The organism is Halomonas pelophila (assembly GCF_040196315.1).
GTDB lineage: Bacteria > Pseudomonadota > Gammaproteobacteria > Pseudomonadales > Halomonadaceae > Halomonas > Halomonas pelophila.
The window spans coordinates 62,821-87,186 of the sequence record NZ_JBEGCI010000005.1; the positions used below are offsets into that span (position 1 = coordinate 62,821).

21 protein-coding genes are annotated in these 24,366 nt (G+C 65.7%); 18 read left to right on the plus strand and 3 right to left on the minus strand.

All coding sequences use genetic code 11. The features are described from left to right. Positions 1-4: 4 nt before the first annotated feature. The 16 genes from dacB (at position 5) to ABE957_RS06920 (ending at position 18,934) form a co-directional block, all read left to right on the plus strand. Positions 5-1,438, plus strand: coding sequence for a D-alanyl-D-alanine carboxypeptidase/D-alanyl-D-alanine endopeptidase (dacB, locus tag ABE957_RS06845; protein ID WP_349757924.1), 1,434 nt, complete (start codon positions 5-7; stop codon positions 1,436-1,438). A gap of 19 nt (positions 1,439-1,457) precedes the next feature. After that, positions 1,458-1,829 carry a diacylglycerol kinase gene (locus ABE957_RS06850; RefSeq protein ID WP_349758136.1) on the plus strand — a complete coding sequence of 124 codons (372 nt, stop codon included), beginning with the start codon at positions 1,458-1,460 and terminating at the stop codon, positions 1,827-1,829. Between the two features lie 76 nt (positions 1,830-1,905). Further along, positions 1,906-4,887, plus strand: a complete 2,982-nt coding sequence (gene glnE / locus ABE957_RS06855) for a bifunctional [glutamate--ammonia ligase]-adenylyl-L-tyrosine phosphorylase/[glutamate--ammonia-ligase] adenylyltransferase (RefSeq protein WP_349757925.1) — start codon at positions 1,906-1,908, stop codon at positions 4,885-4,887. Positions 4,888-4,932: 45 nt separating this feature from the next. After that, positions 4,933-5,364 carry a type II 3-dehydroquinate dehydratase gene (gene aroQ / locus ABE957_RS06860; protein WP_349757926.1) on the plus strand — a complete coding sequence of 144 codons (432 nt, stop codon included), beginning with the start codon at positions 4,933-4,935 and terminating at the stop codon, positions 5,362-5,364. 4 nt (positions 5,365-5,368) lie between these two features. Then, positions 5,369-6,175 carry a M48 family metallopeptidase gene (locus ABE957_RS06865; protein ID WP_349757927.1) on the plus strand — a complete coding sequence of 269 codons (807 nt, stop codon included), beginning with the start codon at positions 5,369-5,371 and terminating at the stop codon, positions 6,173-6,175. Positions 6,176-6,642: 467 nt separating this feature from the next. Then, positions 6,643-7,581 (plus strand): sugar ABC transporter substrate-binding protein, encoded by a 939-nt coding sequence (locus ABE957_RS06870; RefSeq protein ID WP_349757928.1) that lies wholly within the window; start codon positions 6,643-6,645, stop codon positions 7,579-7,581. 195 nt (positions 7,582-7,776) lie between these two features. Further along, positions 7,777-8,787, plus strand: coding sequence for an ABC transporter permease (locus ABE957_RS06875; protein ID WP_349757929.1), 1,011 nt, complete (start codon positions 7,777-7,779; stop codon positions 8,785-8,787). A gap of 12 nt (positions 8,788-8,799) precedes the next feature. Continuing rightward, complete coding sequence (locus ABE957_RS06880) at positions 8,800-9,759, plus strand: ABC transporter permease (RefSeq protein ID WP_349757930.1); 960 nt, start codon at positions 8,800-8,802, stop codon at positions 9,757-9,759. Continuing rightward, complete coding sequence (locus ABE957_RS06885) at positions 9,756-11,330, plus strand: sugar ABC transporter ATP-binding protein (RefSeq protein WP_349757931.1); 1,575 nt, start codon at positions 9,756-9,758, stop codon at positions 11,328-11,330. The genes ABE957_RS06880 and ABE957_RS06885 overlap by 4 nt, the downstream gene beginning before the upstream one ends. Before the next feature lie 40 nt (positions 11,331-11,370). After that, positions 11,371-12,450: a maleylacetate reductase gene (locus tag ABE957_RS06890; protein ID WP_432765406.1), complete on the plus strand. Its 1,080-nt coding sequence runs from the start codon at positions 11,371-11,373 to the stop codon at positions 12,448-12,450. Continuing rightward, positions 12,447-13,814, plus strand: coding sequence for an amidohydrolase family protein (locus ABE957_RS06895; RefSeq protein WP_349757932.1), 1,368 nt, complete (start codon positions 12,447-12,449; stop codon positions 13,812-13,814). Before ABE957_RS06890 ends, ABE957_RS06895 begins: the two co-directional genes overlap by 4 nt. After that, positions 13,811-14,731: an NAD(P)-dependent oxidoreductase gene (locus ABE957_RS06900; protein WP_349757933.1), complete on the plus strand. Its 921-nt coding sequence runs from the start codon at positions 13,811-13,813 to the stop codon at positions 14,729-14,731. Before ABE957_RS06895 ends, ABE957_RS06900 begins: the two co-directional genes overlap by 4 nt. Before the next feature lie 4 nt (positions 14,732-14,735). Then, positions 14,736-15,596, plus strand: coding sequence for an intradiol ring-cleavage dioxygenase (locus ABE957_RS06905; protein ID WP_349757934.1), 861 nt, complete (start codon positions 14,736-14,738; stop codon positions 15,594-15,596). 44 nt (positions 15,597-15,640) lie between these two features. After that, on the plus strand, positions 15,641-16,231 hold the full coding sequence (locus ABE957_RS06910) for a malonic semialdehyde reductase (RefSeq protein WP_349757935.1): 591 nt from the start codon (positions 15,641-15,643) through the stop codon (positions 16,229-16,231). Between the two features lie 122 nt (positions 16,232-16,353). Next, a complete protein-coding gene (locus tag ABE957_RS06915; protein WP_349757936.1) occupies positions 16,354-17,091 on the plus strand; it encodes a sulfite exporter TauE/SafE family protein in 738 nt (245 codons plus the stop codon). A 46-nt stretch (positions 17,092-17,137) separates the two neighbouring features. Next, on the plus strand, positions 17,138-18,934 hold the full coding sequence (locus ABE957_RS06920; protein ID WP_349757937.1) for an ABC transporter substrate-binding protein: 1,797 nt from the start codon (positions 17,138-17,140) through the stop codon (positions 18,932-18,934). 26 nt (positions 18,935-18,960) lie between these two features. Here ABE957_RS06920 and ABE957_RS06925 read toward each other — a convergent pair whose 3' ends face one another. Next, on the minus strand, positions 18,961-19,764 hold the full coding sequence (locus ABE957_RS06925) for an SDR family NAD(P)-dependent oxidoreductase (RefSeq protein ID WP_349757938.1): 804 nt from the start codon (positions 19,762-19,764) through the stop codon (positions 18,961-18,963). A 430-nt stretch (positions 19,765-20,194) separates the two neighbouring features. Beyond that, the gene (locus ABE957_RS06930; RefSeq protein ID WP_349757939.1) at positions 20,195-20,974 is read right to left on the minus strand and encodes an IclR family transcriptional regulator domain-containing protein; all 780 of its coding nucleotides are present in this window, start codon (positions 20,972-20,974) and stop codon (positions 20,195-20,197) included. 425 nt (positions 20,975-21,399) lie between these two features. Between ABE957_RS06930 and pcaF the strand changes: the two genes are divergently transcribed. Together pcaF and ABE957_RS06940 are read left to right on the plus strand one after the other, a co-directional pair. Then, the gene (pcaF, locus tag ABE957_RS06935; protein ID WP_349757940.1) at positions 21,400-22,602 is read left to right on the plus strand and encodes a 3-oxoadipyl-CoA thiolase; all 1,203 of its coding nucleotides are present in this window, start codon (positions 21,400-21,402) and stop codon (positions 22,600-22,602) included. Between the two features lie 211 nt (positions 22,603-22,813). Continuing rightward, entirely contained in the window at positions 22,814-23,644 is an 831-nt protein-coding gene (locus ABE957_RS06940) for a 3-oxoadipate:acetyl-CoA acetyltransferase (RefSeq protein WP_349757941.1), read from the plus strand. 156 nt (positions 23,645-23,800) lie between these two features. Here the strand turns inward: ABE957_RS06940 and ABE957_RS06945 are convergent, their stop codons facing one another. Continuing rightward, entirely contained in the window at positions 23,801-24,223 is a 423-nt protein-coding gene (locus ABE957_RS06945; protein ID WP_349757942.1) for a hypothetical protein, read from the minus strand. Positions 24,224-24,366 lie beyond the last annotated feature (143 nt).

Genomic DNA, 24,366 nt, shown 5'->3' on the forward strand with positions numbered 1-24,366 from the left:
CCCCATGTTCCGTCGACCGCTCTACTGCGCGCTGCTGGCGCTGCTGCCCCTTTTAGCCGAGGCGAGCGGTTTCTCCCGCCTCGCCGAGCTCACCGATAAGGGCTTTCAGGTCGGCGCCGAGGCGCGGCTGCTCGGCAGCGGCGAGCGCCTGGGGAGCATCGACCCCGAGCGTCAGCTCTCGCCGGCCTCGGTCTCCAAGGTCTATGTGGCGGCGGCGGCGCTGGATCGCTGGGGCCCCCAGCACCGCTTCACCAGCCGCCTGGTGAGCACGGTCGAGCCCGACGCCGAGGGCGTGCTGTCGGGCGACCTGGTCTTCGATGGTGGCGGCGATCCCGCCCTGACCAGTGAGGACCTGTGGCGCCTGGTGCAGCGCCTGCATCAGGCCGGGGTGCGACGCGTCGACGGTCGGCTGGTGATCAGCCAGTGGCGCTACGGGCCGGTCGAGTGCCTGACCACCGATCGCTGTCAGGCGCACTCCCGGGTGGCCAACGCCTACAGCGCGCTGCTCTCCTCGGCGGGGGTCAACTTCGGCAGCTGGTGCGTTGCCGTGGCGCCCGCCGCGTCCGCCGGTGAGCCGGCGCGCATCAACAGCTGCGACAGCCAGGCGCCGATCGTCGGCATCGACAACCGTGTCGAGACGAAACCGGATGACAGCGGCACCGAGCTCAATGCCGAGCGGGTGCTGCGCGACAGCGGTGACGTCATGGTGCTGCGCGGTCAGATCTCCACCAACGCCCGGCCGAGACGGGTTTACCGGGCGAGTTCCGACCCGGCGCGGCAGAGTGCCGACACCCTGCTGGCGATGCTCGAGCAGGCAGGCATCACGGTGCGCGAGGGGGCCACGGTGGCGGTCACCGAACCGCCCGAGTCGGCCCGGGAGCTCGCCGCCGTGGAGGGCGAGCCGCTGCAGGAGCTGCTGCTGCGCACCCTCAACTACTCCAACAACTTCATGGCCGACGTGCTGGCCCTGAACCTGGTCGAGGCGCCGCGGGCCAGCCTGGAGCAGGGCGGGGCGGCGCTGGAGGCCTTCGCGGCCGAGACCCCCGGCCACGGCCCCGTCACCCTGCGCAGCGGCAGCGGCCTGACCCCCGAGAACCGCACCTCGGCCGTCGGGGTGAATGCCCTGCTGGAGCGCATGTATCATCGCCCGGCGCTGTTCCCAAGCTTCGTCGCCGCCCTGCAGTCGCCGGGCAACGGCGTGATGCGCTTCATGCGGCGCGGCTCGGCGACCTTCCAGCACCACGTCATGCTCAAGACCGGCACCCTCAACCAGCCGGTGGCGGTGCGCGCCGTGGGCGGCTACTTCCGCACCCGTTCCGGGCAGTGGGGGGTGTTCAGCGCGCTGGTCAACGGCACCGCCACCACGCCCTGGCTCAACTGGCGACAGGTGCTCGACCCGCTGGCCGCCGACCTGGAGGAGATGATCGATGCCCACTGAGTCCACCGGAGCGACCGACATGAAGCCTGGCTACACCGGCTGGCGCCACCTGATCCACTCGACGCGCTACTCGCTGATGGGGCTCTCCGCGGCCTTTCGCCACGAGGCGGCGTTTCGCCAGGAGGTCGTGGCCTGCCTGCTGCTGCTGCCGCTGGCGCTCTGGATCGGCGAGGGCCCGGTGGAGTGGATCCTGCTGGCTGGCAGCTGCCTGCTGGTGCTGATCGTCGAGCTGCTCAACAGCGCCATCGAGTGCGCGGTGGATCGCATCGGCCCCGAGCGTCACGAGCTCGCCGGCCGGGCCAAGGACATCGGCTCGGCGGCGGTGATGCTGGCGCTCACCCTCGCCGGGCTGACCTGGGGCCTGCTGGCCTGGCAGAAATTCCTCGCCTGAGGCGCCCGGCCGGGTTATGGGGCGGGGCCGGCTTCGCTTATGCTGAAGGCATTCGAGAACCGGATGCGAGACGCCCATGGCCCTGCCCGACGACTTCCTGCCGCTGGATGACATTCCCGAGCCGCTGAAAGCTTCCCTGGCTCACACCCGCGACCGGCTGGCGAGCTCGCTCTGCGAGGCCGAGAACCTGGCCGAGATGACCGGCAACGATTCCCCGCTGGAGGACTGGCTGTCGCTGTCGGACGCGCGTCGCCGGCAGCTGGCCCGGGTGCTCGCCATCTCCTCCTTCGTCGCCGAGACCCTGGTGCGCAACCCCGAGTGGCTGCTGCATCTGGACGCCAGCGGCGAGCTCGAGGAGCCCCCCTCGGCGGAGGCGCTGCGCCAGTGGCTCGACGAGCGGCTCGAGGCCGCCGAGGACGAGGCGGCCCTGCACGCCGCCATCCGTCGTTTTCGCCGCGCGCGCATGCTGGGCATCGTCTGGCGCGACCTGACCCGCCCGCCGGGCCTCGACATGTGGGGGACCGCGGCGACCGTGTCGCGGCTCGCCGAGACCTGCCTGGAGGGGGCGCTCGGCTGGCTGGAAGCGCACTTCGCGCCGCGCTGGGGGCGTCCCGCCCCGCGTCGCGACGGCAGCGAGCAGCGCCTGGTGGTGCTGGGCATGGGCAAGCTCGGCGCCGGCGAGCTCAACCTCTCCTCGGACATCGACCTGATCTTCGCCTTCCCCGAGAAGGGCGAGACCGAGGGCGGGCGCAAGTCCCTGGAGCACCAGGAGTACTTCACCAAGCTCGGCCAGAAGCTGATCGGCGCGCTGGACGCCGTGACCGCTGACGGCTTCGCCTTCCGCGTCGACATGCGCCTGCGCCCGCTGGGCGACGGCGGTCCGCTGGTGGGCGGCTTCGCCTCGCTTGCCGGCTACTACCAGGATCAGGGCCGCGAGTGGGAGCGCTACGCCATGCTCAAGGCGCGCCCGGTGGCCGGCGACCTGGAGGCCGGCGCCGAGCTGCTGGCGAGCCTGCGCCCCTTCGTCTATCGCAAGTACCTCGACTTCGGCGCCATCGAGTCGCTGCGCGAGCTCAAGGCGATGATCAACCGCGAGGTGCGCCGCCGCAGCATGCAGGGCAACATCAAGCTCGGCCCCGGCGGCATCCGCGAGGTGGAGTTCGTGGTCCAGGCCTTCCAGCTGATCCGCGGCGGTCGCGATACCGAGCTACAGGTCACCTCGCTGAAGACCGCCCTGGAGCGCCTGCCCGAGCTCGGCCTGCTGCCCCGCGAGGTGGTCGACGAGCTGACCCCCGACTACGTCTTCCTGCGCGACCTGGAGCACGCGCTCCAGGCGCTGGAAGATCGCCAGACCCAGACCCTGCCCGACGGCGACATCGACCGTGAGCGGGTGGCCCTGGCGCTGGACATGGAGGACTGGCCGGCGTTGATGGCGCGGCTCGACGAGGTGCGCGAGCGGGTGCGGCGGCACTTCGACGCCGTCATCGCCGAGCCCGAGGAGGAGGTCGATGAGGCCGACGCACCCGAGACCTCGGATGTCGCCAGCCTCGAGGAGTGGCGCGCGCTGTGGCGCGGCGAGCTGGAGGACGACGAGGCCCAGGCGCTGCTCGAGGAGGCTGGCCTCGCCGAGCCCGAGGTCGCCGTGCGCCGGCTGCGCACGCTGCGCCACGCCCGCCCGGTGAAGGCCATGCAGCGCATCGGCTTCGAGCGGCTCGATGCCCTGATGCCGCTGCTGCTCGACGCCGTGGCCGCCAGCGAGACGCCGGACCTCGCCCTGGAGCGGGTGCTGCCGCTGATCGAGGCGGTGCTGCGCCGCACCGCCTACCTGGCGCTGCTGCGCGAGAACCCGGAGGCCCTGGGGCACCTGATGAAACTGTGCAGCGCCAGCCCCTGGATCGCCACCCAGCTCGCCCGCCACCCCATCCTGCTCGACGAGCTGCTGACCCCGGAGACCCTCTACACCCCTGCCGACAAGGCGCGCCTGGCCGACGAGCTGCGCCAGGCCCTGGGGCGGCTCCCCGAGGACGACGAGGAGGCCCAGCTCGAGGCGCTGCGCGTCTTCAAGCACGCCCAGGTGCTGCACGTGGCGGCCTCCGACATCGCTGGCACCCGCCACCTGATGAAGGTCAGCGACTACCTCACCTACATCGCCGAGGTGGTGCTGGAGGCGGTGCTGGCCATGGCTTGGCAGCACCTGACCCGCAAGCACGGCTTCCCGGAGCGTCGAGGGGAGGGGCGCTGCGGCAGCGAGGCCGAGTTCCTGGTCGTCGGCTACGGCAAGCTCGGCGGCATCGAACTCGGTTACGGCTCCGACCTGGATCTGGTGTTCCTCCACGATGGCGCCACCCAGGGCAGTACCGACGGGGCGCGGCCCATCGACAACGCGGTCTTCTTCACCCGCCTCGGCCAGCGCATCATCCACCTGCTCACCGCCGTGACCCCGGCGGGAAGCCTCTACGAGGTGGACATGCGGCTGAGGCCCTCGGGCAACTCGGGGCTCCTGGTCTCGACACTCGACGCCTTCGCCGACTACCAGCGCGAGCAGGCCTGGACCTGGGAGCACCAGGCGCTGGTGCGGGCCCGGGTGGTGGCCGGCGACCGCTCGCTGGCCGAGCGCTTCGACGCGCTGCGCGGCGAGATCCTCGGCCGCGAGCGCGACCTCGCGGCGCTGCGTGAGGAGGTGGTGAAGATGCGCCACAAGATGCGAGACCACCTGGGGAGCCGCGGCCAGGGCGACGACTTCGACCTCAAGCACGATGCCGGCGGGATGGTGGATATCGAGTTCCTCTGCCAGTTCGCGGTGCTCTCCATGGGCCACGAGACTCCCGACCTGCTGACCTACAGCGACAACATGCGCATCCTCGAGACCCTCGAGGCGACCGGGCGGCTGCCCGCCGAGGAGTGCCGGCGGCTGCGCGAGGCCTACCTGGCCTGCCGCACCGCCGCCCATCGCGCGGCCCTGACCGGCGAGCCGGCGCGCGGGCGCAACGCCGATTTCCAGGCGCATCGCGACGCCGTCATCGCGCTCTGGCAGCGCCTGCTCGAGCCGGCGTCCTGATCGGATCGCTCTCAAACCGACATCACCCTCAAGGAAGGCGACGACATGCACAAGGTACTGGTCCTGCACGGCCCCAACCTCAACCTGCTCGGCACCCGGCAGCCCGAGGTCTACGGCCGCGAGACCCTGGAGGACATCGATAACGGCCTCTATGAGCAGGCAGCCCTGGGCGGCTGGGAGATCACCTGCCGGCAGAGCAACCACGAGGGCGAGCTGATCGATCTGATCCAGGCGGCACGCCTGGACGGTACCGCGGCGATCATCATCAACCCGGCCGCCTACACCCACACCTCGGTGGCGATCCTCGACGCCCTGAACGCCTTCGACGGCCGGGTGATCGAGGTGCATCTCTCCAACGTCCACAAGCGCGAGGCCTTCCGCCACCACTCCTACGTCTCGCTGCGCGCCGACGGGGTGATCGCGGGGCTCGGCAGCCAGGGCTACCGGGCCGCCCTGGACGCGGTGATGGCGGACTAGGGCGATGTGGCGCACGAGGAAGAGCCGCGGCCTCGTCGCCCTGCTGGCGATGCTGACGCTGGCCGGCTGCGGCGAGACGCCCACCGGCCGCTCCCAGCTGGCGCTGGTGCCCGAGGGGCTGATGGCCGAGATGGGCGGCGACGCCTTCGCCGAGATGCGCCGCCAGCGCCCCCTCGCGCGTGACCCCGTGGCCAACCGGCTGGTGCAATGCGTGGCGCGGGAGGTGGTCGCGGCCGCCGAGGCGCGCTATCCCCAGGCGGGCATGCCCGAGGCCTGGGAGGTGGTGGTATTCGACGATCCCAGCCCGAACGCCTTCGCCCTGCCGGGCGGGCGCATCGGGGTGCACGCCGGCCTCTTGCGGGTTGCCGAGACCCCCGACCAGCTGGCCGCGGTGATCGGTCACGAGGTCGCTCACGTGCTGGCCGATCACGGCAACGAGCGCGTCACCCAGCAGCTCGGCATCAAGGCCGTGCTGCTGGTGGTGGGGCTTTTCAGCGAGGGGGAGCTGGCCGGCGAGGGGCTCCGGCAGGCGCTGGGCATCGGGGCGCGCCTCGGCATCGCCCTGCCGTTCAGTCGCGCCCATGAGGAGGAGGCCGACCAGATGGGGCTCGCCATCATGGCCACGGCCGGCTTCGACCCGCGCCAGAGCGTGGCGCTATGGCGCAACATGGCCAAGGCGGGCGGCGGCCAGCCGCCGGAGTTCCTCTCCACGCACCCGGCTCACGGTTCCCGCATCGAGGCTCTTGAGCGTCGCATGGATGACGCCATGGCGGCCTTCCGCGCGGCCTCGAAGGCACACTGCACCGGCTAGTCCTCGCCTCTTTCTCGCCGCGCTTCACGACCTTTTTCGCGGGGTGGTCTGTTCTGTCGTCGTCCCTGACCTCGTACTCGCCCTCCTGCAACTGCTGCTCGCAGTATTCCTCGCCTGTCCCACCTCTACCCAGGTAGCCGCATACACCGGCCAGCCCGCCCGCCGCTCCCGACGGTACGTGTCCCCCGGGGCACAACCGGCGGGGCGCGGGAGTTTCCTGCCGCGCACCTTCCGGCAGGGCGGTTCTCGCCAGAGGGACGATACTTTATCCGCTTGAGTGTGCCTTGCTGCGCAGCGCCAAGCGTCCGTCGAGTCGTGGCGAGCGCCTACGGAACAAAATAACCAGATTGGTCATTTCTCTCTCGTGGTCGCATTGCGCCAAAGAAGTGCACAGCCATAAGCTCCTCTTACCCCGACAGCCTCCTCGGCGAGCCGGTGAGAGCAACTACAACAAAACAGGTGCCAACATGTTTTACAAAACAGCGCTAGCCACCAGTGTCATGATCGTGTCTTCAGGTCTCGCCCATGCAGAGGAGGCCTATCGGATCGGTATCACTCAGAATAACGTGGGAGTAGACAGCTATCAGACCACCTACGAAAGTGCCTTCGAAAGTGCCGCCTCGGCGCGTGATGACGTGGAGGTGGTGGTGCTCGATGCCGGCGGCGATGTGGCGCGCCAGATCGGTCAGGTACGCAACCTGATTCAGCAGCAGGTCGATGCCATCATCATCTGGCCGACCAACGGACAGGCGGTAATTCCCGCCATTCGACAGGCTCACAAGGCCGGCATCCCGGTCGTGGTGACCAATTCCAAGATCGCCGAGGCGGGCATGGAATACATTGCCGCCTTTTCGGGCCCCGACAATGTCCAGCAGGGCGCCTCTTCCGCCGAGATGATGTGCGATGCACTGGATGGCGAGGGACAGATCGTCCAGATCGCCGGACAGCCCGGCTACACCACGGCCATGGAGCGTTCGAACGGGTTCGAGGTCCGGCTGGCCGAGGCCTGCCCCGACGTCGAGATTCTCGAGACCCAGCCCGCCGACTGGAATCGTGAGAAGGCCCAGCGGGTCATGGAGAACTTCCTGACCAAGTACGACGACATCGACGGTGTCTATTCCGGTGACGACAACATGGGCGTCGGTGCCCTGAATGCGGCCAAGAGTGCCGGCAGGGCAGGGGATATCGCCTTCATCGGTGCCACCAACTTCGCCGTGGGTTACGAGGCCATTGAGCGTGGCGAGTACTATGGTTCCATCTACCAGTCCCCGGTCGATGACGCCGAAGCGGCTCTCCAGACGGCACTCGATGTGCTGGAGGGTAAGGAAGTACCGAAGATGAATTTCTTCGAGACGCCCAAGATCACGGCCGATAATCTGGCCGAGTTCGACAAGCCGGTGTTCTAAATCCTCGCGCCGAGGCGCATGAGGTCACTTGACCTTATGCGCCTTATTCCTTCGCCAAAGACTGTCCGTTGGCCAAGCTTCACGGGTCGACAGTGTCTGCCTTTTCGGTATCGGTGCAGTGCCGGTCAATGCAGCTCGCTGGACGGACTGATCTGTGATCTTTCTAACAAGGTCGCGCCCCTACAGGTGAATGACATGGCTTCTGCAGAACACACCAAACAAGGCTTCATGCTCAGCAAGACACACAAGGCCGGTCTCTTGAACTTCCTGTCGGCCCAGGGAATCCTGGTGTTCTTCCTGATCTGCATGTTTGCATTCTCGCTGTTCTCCGAACAGTTTCTTTCCCAGTCGAACATCATGACGGTGGTCCGACAGGCCTCGATCATCGGCATCATTGCGGTCGGCGTGACCGTGGTGATCATCGGCGGGAACCTCGACCTTTCGGTGGGGTCGATGCTGTCGTTTTCCACCGTTCTGGTGGTGGATCTCCATGACAAGATCGGTCCGGTCGGCGCCATCCTCGTGATGTTCGCACTGACCCTGATGCTGGGCGCCGTGAACGGCTTCCTGGTCGGGTTCATGCGACTCAATTCGTTGATCGTCACTCTGGCGATGCTCTCGGCGATCCAGGGCCTGGTGCTGATCTACAGCGGTGGCCAGAACGTCGATATCGCCAACCAGAGCGAGACGTGGTTCAGCGTGTTCGGGCAGGGCTACCTGATGGGCATCGCCGTCCCGGTCATCATCTTCGCCGTGCTGGCGATCATCGTACAGGTCGTCATGTCCTTCACCGGCTATGGCCGACGCATTTTCGCCATCGGGGGCAATCCCGTGGCGGCCGTCTATTCCGGCATTCGCAAGAACTGGTGCGTGTTCAGCACCTACCTGATCTCGGCCTTCTGCGTGGCCTGTGCCGCCCTGGTGCTCGGCTCGCGGGTCATGGGCTCCCAGAACAACGTGGGACAGGGCTACGAGCTGCTCGTGCTGGCCGGGATCATCCTCGGCGGCACCAGCCTGCTGGGCGGCGCCGGCAGTATCTGGAAGACGGTCATCGGGGTGCTGATCCTCGGCTTCATCCAGAACGGCCTGCTGCTGCTGGGCTACCCCTACTACACCCAGTGGCTCGTGACCTGGGTCATCATCATCCTCGCGGTATGGCTGGACCTTGCCAACAAGCGCAAGCGTCTGCTGACCCGCCACTCCTGAGGGGTGAACACCATGATCGATATGAAGCGTTTCATGAGCGGCGGCGCGGCAATCCAGCCGATCTGGGTCTTCGTCATCGCCATCACCATCTTCTTCAGCGTCATGTCTGACTACTTCCTGTCGGTGGGCAACCTGTCGAACATCCTCGTCCAGACGTCCACTATCGGGCTGATCGCGCTAGGCATGACCTACGTGATGATCAACGGCAATATTGACCTCTCCGTGGGGGCTACCCTGGGGCTGGCGGCGTCCCTCGCGGTGGGCCTGCAGGAGTACAGCCTGACCCTGGCCGTGCTGGTCGCCATCGCCACGGGCGTGGCGCTGGGTGCCCTCAATGGCCTGCTCGTCTGGAAGACCGGGGTCAACGCCTTCATCGTCACTCTCGGGGCGATGATCGGGGTGCGCGGGCTGATCTTCGTCTACACCGGCGAGCAGTCCTTCTACGCCAGCAACTTCGCCTTCTCCGACTTCGGTGCCAGCACTATCGGCCCCATCCCGGTGCTGGCCATCATCTTCCTGCTCTGCACCCTGGTGATGCACCTGGTGCTCAAGAAGACCGGGCATGGTCGCAACACCTTCGCCGTGGGGGGCAATCCCGAGGCGGCACTGGATGCCGGTATCCGCATCGGTCGCAACATGATGATCAACTTCATGATCGTCGGCTTCTTCGCGGCCCTGGCCGGCGTCCTGCTGGCCACCCAGATGGGCGCCTCAACGCCCAACCTCGGCCGGGACTACGAGCTCTGGACCATCACGGCTGTCGTGCTCGGCGGCACCAAGCTCACCGGCGGCTTCGGCAGCATCACCGGCACCCTCGGGGGCGTGCTGGCCATCGGGATCCTGCGCAATGGCATGAACATGATGCAGGTGCCGGCCTTCTACGTGCTGGTCATCCTCGGGGTGATCCTGATCTCCGTGCTGATCATCGACCAGAAGATCAACGTCAAGTCTGCCAAGGGGGTGACCGTATGAATGCTGAAGCAGTGACACAGGCCTCAGGCGCATCCGGACGGGGGGAAAGCCCCATCCTCTCCCTGGTGAACATCACCAAGAAGTTCCCCGGCGTGATCGCGCTCAATAAGGTGAGCTTCGATGTTCGAGCCGGCGAAGTCCATGCCCTGTTGGGCGAGAACGGGGCCGGCAAGTCCACGCTGATGAAGGTGCTTGCCGGCAAGCACAAGCCCAACGGTGGCCAGATCCTGCTCGAGGGCGAAGAGAAGGTCTTCGATACGCCCAAGCGGGCCAAGAAGAGCGGCATCGTGCTGATCCACCAGGAGCAGTCGCTGGTGCCGGAGATGTCGGTGGCCGAGAACATCTTCCTGGGCAGCCTGCCCAAGAAGTGGGGCAACCGGGTCGACTGGAAGACCCTGCACCGGGACAGCACGGAGATCCTCGACCGCCTGAAGTGCTCCTTCAGTTCGAAGGACATGGTGAGCGATCTCTCCATCGCCAAGAAGCAGATGGTCGAGATCGCCCGGGCGCTCGTCTTCACCCCCAAGATCGTGGTCTTCGACGAGCCGACGGCATCGCTCACCGATCACGAGAAGCCGGTGCTCTACGACATCATCAACACCCTGCGGGAGCAGGGAGTGGGCATCGTCTATATCTCCCACCGCATGGACGAGATCTTCCATCTCTCCCAGCGGATCTCGGTGCTGCGCGACGGCGAGTACAACGGCACGGTGAACACCGCCGATACCAACGAGGACGAGGTCACCAAGCTGATGATCGGCCGCAGCCTCGAGCTCGACCATGCCAGCAAGCCGAAGGATTTCGGCGAGAACATGCTCGAGCTGCGCGGCCTCACCGTCGACGGGGTGTTCAGTGACGTCAGCTTCAACGTCCGCAAGGGCGAGATCGTCGGCATGTACGGCCTGGTCGGGGCCGGGCGCTCGGAGGTGGCAGAGACCATCTTCGGCCTGCGCAAGCCTTCGGCGGGCGAGATCCTGCTCGATGGCCAGGTCGCCCGGTTGCACTCCTCCCACGATGCGGTCGCCCAGGGGATCGCGCTGGTCCCGGAGGATCGCAAGGACCAGGGCCTGATCCTCGGCATGAACTGTCGCGACAACATGACCCTCGCCGGCCTGGAGACCGTCTCCTCGAAGGGGTTCATGAAGAGCAGGGCCGAGAAGCGCGTCTACGACAAGTATCAGCAGGCGATGAAGATCAAGACGCCCAGCTGGCGACAGAAGGTCGGCAACCTCAGCGGCGGCAACCAGCAGAAGATCGTCATCGGCAAGTGGCTGCACACCCATCCCAAGCTGCTGATCCTCGATGAGCCAACACGCGGCATCGATGTCGGCTCCAAGGCGGAGATCCATGCCCTGATCAAGGAGCTGGCCAATACCGGCTATGCGGTCCTGGTGATCTCCTCGGAGATGCCCGAGGTCCTGGGCGTCAGCAATCGCATCATTGCCATGTACGACGGCAAGGTCACCGCCGAATTCGACGGCGATGCGGTGTCCGAGGATGCGCTGGTGCAGGCCATCACCGGGCAGTACGTGACAGGTGACGGTGCGCCAGCCGAGCGCCCCGTCGCCTGATGCCCACCGAGGGTCTCACCCAACCAACAAGGACAACACCATGATGCCATTCACTTACAATGGCCTGCCGTCGCGGGTCATCTTCGGCCAGGGTACCCTGGCCCGGGTGGCCGAGGAGGTCCAGGCGCTGGGCTGCCAGCGGGTGCTGGTGCTTTCCACGCCGCAGCAGGAGGGCCAGGCACGCCAGGTGCTCGACCAGCTCGGTGAGCTGGGCGCCGACGTCTTCGCCGGGGCCAGGATGCATACCCCGGTGGAGACCACTGAGGAGGCGATGCGGGTACTCTCGTCGCTGGGCGCCGATGGCGTCGTGGCCATCGGCGGCGGCTCCACCATCGGGCTCGGCAAGGCGATCGCCCTGCGTGCCGACCTGCCCCAGGTCGTCATCCCCACCACCTATGCCGGTTCCGAGATGACGCCGATCCTCGGGGAGACGAAGAACGGCCTCAAGACCACCCAGCGGACCCTCAAGGTGCTGCCCGAGACGGTCATCTACGACGTTGACCTGACGCTCGGCCTGCCCGTCGCCATGTCGGGCACCAGCGGCATCAATGCCATCGCGCATGCCGTGGAGGCCCTCTACGCCAAGGATCGCAACCCGATCGTCTCGATGATGGCGGAGGAGGGCATCGCGGCCCTGGCGCGCAGCCTGCCGATCATCGCCGGTGCTCCCGCCGACGCCACCGCCCGCTCCGACGCGCTCTATGGCGCCTGGCTGTGCGGCGCCTGTCTCGGCTCGGTGGGGATGTCGCTGCACCACAAGCTCTGCCACACCCTGGGAGGGTCCTTCGACCTGCCCCATGCCGAGACTCACACCATCGTCCTGCCCCATGCCGTGGCCTACAACGCCGAGGCGGCGCCGGAGGCGATGGCGCGCATTGCCCGGGCGCTGGGCGCGGATGATGCCGCCGGCGGGCTCTACGATCTGGCGAAAGCCGTGGGGGCGCCCCTCGCCCTGCGCGATATCGGCCTCAATGAAGGCGACATCGATCGGGCCACGGAGATCGCCACCGGTAATCCCTACTGGAACCCCCGCGAGATCGAGGCCCAGGGCATTCATCGGTTGCTCAGCGATGCCCATGCCGGCCGGCGCCCCGAGACCCTGGAGGCCACCGACAGATGAAGACCTTGCTGACCAATGCCACCGTGCTGACCCTTGATCCGGACATCGGCGATCTGACCTCGGGTCAGGTCCTGGTGGAAGACGACCGCATCCTGGCCGTGGGGCATGACCTGTCCGCCGAGGACGCCGAAGTCATCGACTGTCGCGGCGGCATCCTGATTCCGGGGCTGGTCAATGCCCACATGCATACCTGGCAGACGGCCCTGCGCGGAGTCGCCGCCAACTGGACGCTGCTCGAATACTTCGGCCACGTGCATCGCGGCCTGGCGACGCTGTTCACCCCCGAGGACATCCATATCGCGACGCGGCTGGGCGCGCTGAATCAGCTCAACTGCGGTGCCACCACCCTGGGTGACTGGTGTCATAACAATCCCACGCCGGCGCATACCGATGCCGCCGTGAAGGGGCTCAAGGAATCGGGCATTCGCGCCGTCTTCTTCCACGGCTCCCCCAAGCCGGATCCCAAGCCCGGCCAGCCCCACTTCAGCGAGGTTCCCCATCCCCGCGGCGAGGTGGAGCGACTGCTGGCCGGTCCGCTGAAGGATCCCGACGGCCGCGTGACCCTCGGGCTCGCCATCCTGGGCCCGCACTACTCGACCCTTGAGGTCTCGCTGCACGACTTCGAGCTCGCCAAGGAGTTCGGCCTGGTGGCCTCCATGCACCAGGGCGGCGGCAAGGCCGTGAGCCCCGGCGGGTGGGACGTCATCGAGGAGAAGGGACTGCTGGGGCCGGACATCAACATCGTGCACGGCCAGAGCCTGGATGACGGCCAGCTGTCCCGCTTCTGTGAGCAGGGCGTGACCTTCTCCATCGCCCCCGAGAACGAGATGACCCAGGGGCACGGCTTCCCGATCACCGGCCACGTTCGCCGTCATGGCGGCGTCGTGTCGCTGGGCGTGGACCTCGAGTCGGTGATCTCGGGCGACATGTTCGCCGTGGCGCGCGCCGCCCTGGGCATGCAGCGCTCGCTGGACAACGACGCCTCGCGCCGTGAGCAGGGCACGATCCCCGCCACTTCGACCATCCGCACCCGCGAGGCGCTGGAGTGGATCACTCTCCACGGTGCACGCGCCCTCGGGCTCGAGGACCGCATCGGCAGCCTCACCCCCGGCAAGCAGGCCGACATCGTGTTGCTGGACAGCAACCTGCTCAACATGCAGCCGGTCAGCGACCCGGTCTCGAGCGTCGTCATGCAGGCGAGTCTCGCCAATGTCGACAGCGTCATGGTGGCGGGGGAGTTTCACAAGCGACACGGCCGGCTGCTGGCCGATGTCTCCGATGGTCTGCGTGAGCTCGAGGCGTCCGGTCATCGCATCTACGCCGAGCTGCAGACACGGCAACAACACGAGGAGACAGCCCAATGACAACCACACGCAAGGTGGCCTGGGTGGGCCTTGGCAAGCTGGGCCTGCCGATGGCGGCCCGCATCGCCGCGGCGGGACATGACGTGCAGGGCTTCGACCTCAGCGCAGAGCGCCTGGCCCTGGCGGAGGAGGCCGGCATCGTCGCTCATCAGGACCTCACCAGCGCGGTCGACGGCTGTTCCCTGGTGCTGGTCTCGATCCCCGATGACCGGGCTCTGCTGGGACTCTGCCTGGAGGCCGGGGATCTGATCGGGCACATGGCGCCCGGGACCACGCTGATCGAGACCAGTACCGTGAGCATCGAGGCATCCGCACGGGTGGCCCGTGCCGCCGAGGCGCGGGGCATCGCCTATCTGCGCAGTCCGGTGTCGGGCAACCCGGTGGCGGCCGAGGCCGGCACCCTCTCGGCCATGGTCTCTGGTCCTCGCGAGGCGCTGGATGATGCCGTTCCGGTCATGCAGAGCTTTACCAAGGCCCAGTACTGGCTGGGCGACGAGGAGCAGGGTCGCTATGCCAAGCTGGCGATCAACCTGATGATCGCGGTCAGCGCCGGGATGCTGGGCGAGTCGCTGACCCTGGCCCGCAAGGGCAATATCGGCTGGGACGACATGCTCGAGCTGGTCGCCGACAGTGCGGTGGGCTCGCCGATGGTCCAGTACAAGGTGCCGCCCCTGCGCGAGCGGGACTTCACCTCGACGTTCTCTGCCGCCCAGATGGCCAAGGATCTCGACCTGATTCTCGGCTGTGCTCATGGCGCCGGCGTACCGGTGCCCCTCGCCGCCCAGATGCGCGAGGCCTACACCTCCCTGATCGGCACGGGGCACGGTGAGGACGACTACATCGCCACGGTCCATCACACCGAGCGCCTCGCAGGGCTGTCGGCCATCGAGCCCACCGCTGACACAAGAAGGGGATAATGCCATGCGCAACCTGAATGCCGACAACATCACCGACGCCGTGATCGAGGAGTTCTCCGGCTGTCAGGATGAGCGACTGAAGACGATCCTGAACAGCCTGGTGACCCACCTGCACGGCTTCCTGCGCGAGGTGGAGCCCACCGAGCAGGAGTGGACAAAGGCCATCGACTTCCTGACGCGGACCGGGCAGATGTGCGACGACCAGCGCCAGGAATTCATCCTGCTCTCCGATACCCTGGGCGTGACCATGCTGGTCGATGCCATCAACCACCAGACCTCGGACCCGATGGTGTCGGAAAGCACGGTGCTGGGTCCCTTCTACGTGGCCGACCCGCCGCAGGCGGACCAGGGCGCGTCGATCGACTGGAACGTCGAGGGCGAGCCGCTGTACGTGGAGGGGCGAGTCCACGATGAGCGCGGTGAGTCGCTGGCCAACGTTGTCGTCGACGTCTGGCAGTCGGATAGCGAAGGCTTCTACGACGTCCAGAAGGAGCTCGACAGCGCCTCGTTGCGGGCCCGGTTCACCACCGACGACCAGGGCCGCTATGCCTTCTGGACCGTGACACCGGCGCCCTATCCGATCCCCACCGATGGCCCCGTCGGCAAGATGCTCGAGGTGACCGGACGCCACCCGTATCGCCCGGCCCACGTGCATTTCATGCTGATGGCCGACGGCTGTGAAACCCTCGTGACCCAGGTGTTTGCCGAGGAGGATCCCTATCTGGATTCCGATGCTGTCTTTGGCGTCAAGGATTCCCTGGTCAGGGACTATCGTCTGATGCCACCGGGAGAGGCACCGGATGGCCGCTCCATGTCATCGCCCTATCGCTATCTGAAGTACGACTTCGGCTTGAAGGCAAGCTGAGAGTCACGATGCACTAACCCATTGTCACAAAAGAGGTATCCCGTATGACCGCCATCGATAAGAATGCCATCGAGACCCTGTTCACCGCTGCCCGGACGCATAACGTCTGGCTGGACAAGGACGTGAGCGAGGAGAAGCTTCGCGAGCTCTATCAGGTGATGCACTTCGGCCCGACCTCCATGAACTGCCAGCCGCTGCGCGTGCTGTTCCTTAAGAGCCAGGAAGCCAAGGAGCGGCTGAAGCCCGCCCTGCTGCCCGGCAACCAGGAGAAGACCATGAAGGCGCCGGTGGTGGCTCTGCTCGGTTACGACACGAAGTTCTACGAGCACCTGCCGCGCATGTTCTCCCACAACAAGGACGCCAAGTCGCTGTTCGAGGGCAAGACCGACTTCATCAACACCACGGCCTTTCGCAACAGCTCCATCCAGGGCGGGTACTTCATCCTGGCCGCTCGCGCGTTGGGGCTGAGTGCCGGGCCGATGTCTGGCTTCAACAACGCGGCCGTCGACGAGGAGTTCTTCCCCGATGGCCAGGTGAAGAGCAACTTCCTGTGCAATCTGGGCTACGGCGATGAATCGGCACTCTTCCCGCGCCAGGATCGGTTCGAGTTCGATGAGGTCTGCCAGGTCCTCTGACAGGGCTGACGGGGTGCCGCCTCGGTGAGCCCCCGTGGTCGCCGGGCAGCGCAAGCCCCTTTTATTTGGGCCGTGTCTTCACGGCCCTTTTTTATTCCCCTCCGAAACGCGTGAGGCGTCGTATGCAGTATGACTGGCAGTTCATTGTCCTGATGATCGTGGCGGTGCTGATCACCGGCATCTCGAAGTCGGGGTTCGCCGGAGGCGTCGGGGTGGTGGCGGTCCCCCTGATCTCGCTGAAGGCGAGTCCGACCTTTGCCGTGGCCGTCATGCTGCCGCTGCTGATCGTCATGGATGTCTTCAGCCTCCGGGCCTGGTGGCGACATCGCGTCGGCTCGCTGCTGTGGTTGATGTTCCCTCCGGCGGTGCTGGGTGTCGCCGTCGGTTATCTGACCTACGGGCTATTCGATGATGACCTGCTCAAGGTGCTGCTGGGTATCTTCTCGATCCTGTTCGGGCTGTGGGGGCTGCTCAAGCCCTTCCGCGGTCGCGTGATGCCTACCTGGATCGGTGGGCTCTGTGGGGGAATCGCCGGTTTCACCAGCTTCATCGCCCATGCCGGTGGCCCGCCGCTCAATTTCTACCTGCTGCAAAGCCGGCTTTCCAAGGAACAGTTCCTGGGAACCGCCGTGGTCTTCCTGGCCGCCACCAACCTGGTCAAGCTGGTGCCCTACGGCCTGCTCGGCCTGCTTAGCGTCCAGAATCTCACGGTGGCCCTGTTGATGATTCCCGTCGCCTGGGTAGGGGTACGCCTGGGGCTCGTCATTCAGAAGCGCCTGAGTGGGGAGCTGTTCTTCCGGATCATTCTTACCCTGTTGATCCTGCTGGGCATTCGGCTGATCGTCGATGGTGCCGGATGACGGTTGCCCGTCAACGAGCGCGAGGAGTACTGTCAAAGGCCAGTCCATGGCGATCCTTGAGGCGATAATGATCGATGATTCGGGCACGCGGCATCCGGAGGGACCCTACGATACGCTGCCCCAGACCCCCATGCCGAAGCTGTCCAGCACCGAGCTTTCACGGTTCATCGATTTCATTGAAAGGCTCGAGGACGAGACAGAGCATGCGCTCTTCATGACCCACGGCTATCGAGAGGTACGCATGATGATCCACATCATGCGTAACCATCTGGCGGGAAGGCTCACGACGCCCACCTCTCTGGCCGATGCCTCCGGGCTCTCCTATGGCACGGCCAAGCGGGGCATCGAGAGTCTCCTCAAAAGGGAGTTGCTCCTGTCGCGTCCCCGGACGAAGTCGGGCAAGACGGTATCCCTTCATCCCTCCGAGGCGCTGATCGATGAATGGGAGGCCTACGCCGTCCGGGTCAAGTCCCTGCTGGCCGAAACCTTCGATGTGGACCCCAGTTCGGGCCAGGGCAGCCGCATCTTCCTGGGACAGCGCGATGAGCCCTCCAACGTCGTACCGCCGCCTGCCGTGCTCTCGCAGCGCCTCGAACTGCAGGGCGGGCTGCGTGTCCTGCTTCATGCCGACCCGACCTTCATGGCGATGCACAACCTGAAGCGGCAGCTGGAGGCGGTCTTCGGGGTGGATATCAAGAACAAGGCGAAGTCGATCGATGGGCTGCGAGATGAGATCCTCTCCAACGCGAGCATGGCGAAGTCACGGTACGATATCATTGCCTTCGACCTCCCCTGGGCGGGGGAGCTGGCATCACAGGACATGCTGACGCCGCTCGACTCGCTGATCGAGCGTGATGCCTATGACCTGTCCGATTTCCACGCCGGCGCCATCCAGAGTTCCCGTTATGCCGGCAAGCAGTACGGTATTCCGGTCCAGACGACGCCCGAGCTTCTCTGTTATCGAAAGGATATCTTCGAGCGAGAGCACCTGGAACCTCCAGCGACGACAGAGGCGCTGGTCAAGGTGGCCAGGCGCTTGCATGATCCCCGGAATGGACGGTATGGCATCGCCTGGAACGCCGCCAGGGGGACACCGCTTGGCCATACCTTCGCCTTCCTGATGGCGAAGTTCGGACAGCCGATCATCAACCTTAGACGCACCCGTAACGGTTATGACTTCCAGCATGTGTCGGGCGAAGAATGTCGGCCAATGTTCCAGTCTGATGCGGCCTTTCGCGCCTGCGAGTACATGTTGGATATCCTGAAGTACTCGCCACCGAATATCCTCAGCATGGCCTGGTATGAGCGTGCCAAATCCTATGCGTCGGGCGAGTCATGCATGGCGTACAACTACACGCTATTGGCGCCCCTTTTCGAGCTCAACCAGAAGTCACCCGCCTGGGGGAACACCGGGTATCTTCCCCATCCGGTGGGTAATCATGGAAGTCCCATTACGCCGATCGGTGGCTATGCGCTGGCCATACCTTCCAACCTTGCCGAAGAGCGCATGGAGCCGGCGTGGAGCGCCATAAAAGCATTGACCTCTGCCAGTCTGTCGAAGCTGTATATCATGAACGGCAGCCTGGTCACCCCGCGCTACAGTGTGAGTCGCGATCCCGAGGTGGCGTCGTTGTCACCGCTTATCGGTGTCGTGGATGAGATGGCCAGGAAGGACATTCTTCAGGCCTGGCCGCGCCCGCCGGTGCCGGGGATCACGGATCTGATCAGCATTGCCGGGCGCGAGATGTTCGAGGTGTTGGACGGACGGCGCTCCATCAAGAAGGCCCTGTCCTTGGCACAGGACCGGGCCGATCGATTGATGCGCGATAAGGGCTGCTATTGAAGCCGTTTACCCCTTAGCCGGTGGCCTCACTGCATGATCATGCCGCCATCGATCATCAGTAACTGACCGGTCATATAGTCCGACTCCGGGCTGGCCAGGAACCTGGCCGTACCGACGACATCTTCCGGGTAGGAGTAGCGTTTCATCAGGATCATTTTCTCGGCAAGCTCATCCATGGACTGGCCCTGCTTATCAAACTTGCCGATGCTGACCAGGTCCTTGTCCAGCTGCTCCCACAGCTCGGTGCGAACGACGCCAGGACCGTAGCCGTTGACGGTGATGTTGTGATCGACCAGTGCCTTGGCGCCGCCGTTGATCATCGCCAGGACAGCATGCTTGCTGCAGGAGTAGGGCACGACATCGTCGAAGGCCTGGCGCGAGAGAATGGAGCCGACATTGATGATCTTGTAGGGGCCGTTTTCCTTGCCCTGCGAGATCATCTGTCTCGCGGCCTCCTGCATGCCGATCAGGCAACCCAGGGCATTGACGTCCATTATCTGGTGCCAGTTCTCCTCGGTGATGTCCATGAACATCAGCGGCTTGTTGATGCCGGCATTGTTGACCATGACATTGAGGCTGCCGAAGGCCTCGACGGTGGCATCGACGGCCGCCTTCATCTGCTCTCGCTCGGTCACGTTGAGCTTGACGGCGATCGCCTTTCCACCCTTTTCCTTGATGCGTGCCACCACCTCCTCACACCCCTCGAGGTTGAGGTCGGCCACGCAGACATTGGCACCCAGTTCCGCATAGTGTTCGGCAACGGCGGCCCCCATGCCACGTGCAGCACCCGTGATCAGGCAGTTCTTTCCTTCAAGTCGAGTCTTGTCCATGGTGTCACCTCGGAAATCTTGTTGTGGGTCTTTCGTTACCATTGCTGACCTGTTTGCCCTTCTTCCCGGCGAATGGGGCCAGTGTCGGCAAGGAGTCCTCTAACGCGAGCTTTGGCGTTTGCGATGCGTGGTGTTTCCTTGCTGATCCGTATTGTCTGCAGGCGAGACCCACAATGACAGTTGTCGTCGTGGCCAATCTGACCAGATTGGATTTTTCGGAGGGCATCAGCGGATGTGTCGCCGACCCGCGGGTCAGAGCGCCACTGCCGAATGGCCAGCGGGAGGAAATGGACGGCGGTAAGGGGGCGCGCGACGGTGGGCGTCAGCCAGACACATCATGCCGAGCTGAAAGGGAAGGTGGCGTCGGGGAAGGGGCCGCCGCCCGGTGGCGGCCACCAGGACGGCCGCGCCATTCGGCGCGGCATCGCGCTCAGCTGTCGCAGGCGCGGAGCTGCCGGGCCTTCTCCTGCAACAGCGGCAGGTACTGGCGGATCAGGGTGTCGTAGTCGATGCGGGCGGCGTTGGTGCTGATATTGATCGCGCCCAGCAGCCGACCACCGGCATCGAAGGCCGGCACGGCGATCGAGCGCAACCCGGAGTCGAGCTCCTGGTCGGCGATGGCGAAGCCCTGCTGGTGCACCTCGAGGATGCAGCGCTTCAGCTCCGCCTTGTCGGTGATGGTCTTGTTGGTATGCGGCTCGAGGACCACTCTCTCGAGGAAGGCATCGAGTTCGACCTCCGGCAGCTGGGCCAGCAGGACCCGCCCCATGGAGGTGTGGGCCGCCGGTAGGCGCGTGCCCACCGAGAGAGTGATGGCCATCAGCCGGTGGCGTGAAGAGGAGCGTCCCACATAGGTGACGTCGTCGCCGTCCAGCACCCCCAGAGACGAGGACTCGCCGCACTCGCTGGTGATGTCCTCGAGAATCTGCTGGATCACGCTGCGATAGTGGTTGGCGGAGAGGAAGGCATAGCCGAGGTTCAGCACCTTGGGGGCCAGTTCGAAGTATCGCTGCTGCTTGCGGACATAGCCCAGAGCATGGAGGGTCAGCAGGAAGCGCCTGGCTCGGGCCCGGTTCATGCCCGTCTTGGCGGCCACCTCGCTCAGGGTCATGCGAGGAGTCGCGTCATCGAAGGCCAGGATCACCTCCAGTCCGCTGGCCAGCGCCGTCACGAAGTCCCGGTCTGTCGGGCTCAATACCTCTCCTTGCATTCTTTCCCCTCCGCCTGATGGTGATGTCTGCCGGCACCGGCTATCGATCAAATTTAGCACGTTTGTTCGCCAGTCGAACAATACCTTGGCTCGGCATACGTGCGTCGGTGATGCTCCCTTCCTTTAGACCATGGTCTTGTGTCATCCGGCCGGTCCCCGACCAAAAAGGCCGTGCTGTCCGGAGGTTACCCTGAGCTCTTATCCGCATCAGGGCTGAACCGGTGTCCCGCGGGTTTGACGAATCCTTGATTGCGGAGCTACTTTGTTCGCATAACAAATCTATGTGCACATAGCGAACAAATTCCCCGCCTAGTCTTGTCTTGCCGCTCCGGCGGCCGAGGACACCGCCACCGGCGGGGAGATCCTGCGCCAGCTGAAGGCGTGCACCGAACGCCGGCACGCCGGCGACCCACAGGAGGCCCTCCATGCGCGACGTATTCCTCTGTCATCCGCGGCGCAGCGCCGTGGGGCGCTTTGGCGGCTCCCTGTCCGGCGTGCGCCCCGACGACCTGGCGGCCAGCATCTTTCAGGCGGTATTGGCCGAGGCCCCGGGGCTCGATCCGGCGGCCATCGACGATGTCTTCATGGGCTGTGCCAACCAGGCCGGTGAGGATAACCGCAGCGTGGCGCGGATGTCGGTGCTGCTGGCGGGACTGCCGGTTTCCATTCCCGGCACCACCCTGAACCGCCTGTGCGGCTCCGGCATGGACGCGGTGGGCACTGCCTTCCGCGCCATCAAGGCCGGCGAGATGGAGCTGGCCCTGGCCGGCGGCGTGGAGTCCATGTCCCGTGCGCCCTACGTGATGGGCAAGGCCGACCGTGCCTTCTCCCGCGGCCAGGAGATTGAGGACACCACCCTCGGCTGGCGCTTCATCAACCCGCTGATGAAGCAGGTCTACGGCGTCGATTCCATGCCCGAGACCGCCGAGAACGTGGCCGAGCAGTTCGCCATCGCCCGCGAGGACCAGGACGCCTTCGCCCTGCGCTCCCAGCAGAAGGCCGCGGCCGCACAACGGGCGGGACGCTTCACCGAGGAGATCACTGCCATCGAGATCCCGTGTCGCCAGCAGACGCCGCGGATCTTCGACCAGGACGAGCACCTGCGCGAGACGACGCTCGAGAAGCTCGCCGGCCTGCCCACCCCCTTTCGCGAGGGTGGCAGCGTCACCGCCGGCAACGCCTCGGGCGTCAACGACGGCGCCGCCGCCATGCTGGTGGCGAGTGCCGGGGCGGTGGAGAAGCACGACCTTAAGCCCATGGCGAAGGTCCTCGCCATGGCCACCGCCGGCGTCGAGCCACGCATCATGGGGGTCGGCCCGGTGCCCGCGGTGAACAAGCTGCTCGAGCGCACCGGTGTGTCGCTTGACGAGAGCGACATCATCGAACTCAACGAGGCCTTTGCCGCCCAGGCGCTGGCCTGCCTGCGTGACCTGGGGCTCGAAGACGACGATCCGCGGGTCAACCCCAACGGCGGTGCCATCGCGCTCGGCCACCCGCTGGGCATGTCCGGCGCACGCCTGCTGCTGACCGCCGCCCATGAGCTCAACAAGAGCGGCAAGCGCTACGCCCTGTGCACCATGTGCGTGGGCGTGGGGCAGGGAATCGCTACGCTAATCGAGCGGGCTTGACGAGGAGGTGCCCATGGCATTCAAGAACACCAGGGCCGCAACGTGGCCAATCGCCTGCTCGGCTTCGAGCCTCTGGCCACTCATCACGGCACGGTCCACCGAGACCCGGGTGGCCGTGCACCCATCGGTGTCGGCCCGTGGGCCGTATGTCGCTAACCCAGCCTGGCATCTCCCCGCATCGATCGCATGCTGAGGGAGTCAAGGAGGTCACATGACCCAACCCTGCATCATCTGTGTCGCCATCACCGGTAGCGTGGGGCGCAAGGAAAACAACCCCGCCATTCCTGTCACCATCGAGGAGCAGATCGAGAGCACCCAGGCGGCCTTCGAGGCCGGGGCCACCATCGCCCATTGCCATGTGCGCAACGATGACCAGACGCCGACCTCCGATCCGGACAAGTTCGCCAGGCTGATGGAAGGCCTGAGGACGCACTGCCCGGGCATGATCATCCAGCTCTCCACCGGCGGTCGCTCCGGGGCGGGAGAGGCGCGTGGCGGCATGCTGCCGCTCAAGCCGGACATGGCGAGCCTCTCGGTGGGCTCCAACAACTTCCCCAATCGGGTCTACGAGAATCCGCCCCAGCTGGTGGAGTGGCTCGCCGATGAGATGCTCAAGTACGACATCAAGCCCGAGATCGAGGCGTTCGACCTGTCGCACATCCACCAGGCGGTCAGCCTGTCCAAGCAGGGGAAGCTCAAGGCTCCGCTCTACGTGCAGTTCGTGATGGGCGTCAAGAATGCCATGCCGGTGGACAAGCCGACCTTCGACTTCTACATCGAAACCCTGAACCGGCTCGCGCCGGACGCCCAGTGGTGCGGCGCCGGCATCGGCCCCAACCAGGCCCTGCTCAACGAGTGGTCCATTGCTGCGGGCGGCCATACCCGCACGGGGCTCGAGGACAACGTGCGCATCGACCGCGACACCCTGGCGCCGTCGAATGCCGCCCTGGTCGAGCGCACCGTGGCGCTGTGCGAGAAGTACGAGCGATCGGTGGCCTCCTGGCAGCAGGCTCGTGAGATCCTCGGCCTGAAGATGGTCTGACTGGCCACATGGCCGGCGACTGAGAGAAGAATCCAAGAGGGGCCGGCATCCATCGGATACCGGCCCCTTCCGTTCTGCAGGGCGTCGGTCAGGCGAGTGGAGCATCTCGAGATGGTGCATCCACTCCGCTACGCGCCTGCCCGGTGGAGAGGGTCGTCAGGAGCGGTCCGAGCGCTCGTCGTCCCTGACCTCGTAGTCGCCCTCGAGCACCTGCTGCTCGTGGGTGCGGCTATCGCCGCGGCGGCTCTGGCGAGAGCGCGTTTCGCGATAGCCTGTTTCACGATAGACCGTCTCGCTGTAGTGAACGCCGCCGCCCACGTCCTCGGCCTGATCGGCGCGCATCTGCTCCATGCGCTTTCTCATGCGGTGACGCAGGAAGGGCATCATCGCCCAGCCCACAAGCAGGAAGAACAGCCCCAGCACCATGGCGATGATCATCATGGTGCCGAACAGCAGCCAGATGAGCAGTAGTTTCAGGCCGCCCAGGGGGCTGCCCGCACGCGTTTGACGGGCACGCTGTTGCCACTGCTGGGCGGCGCGCCAGGCGGCATTGTTTCGGGGGTCACGAGAATCGGGCATGCAGGGCTCCGCAATCGGTGCGACGTGTCGGCGGCACCGGCACGTGGGAAATGGCTGCCCCTTGGAGGCCGGGGCGGGGCAATTGTTCCCGCTCTCCCCGCCGTGCACCGGGGTGCGTGAGAAAGGGCGCGGTCGGGTATTCG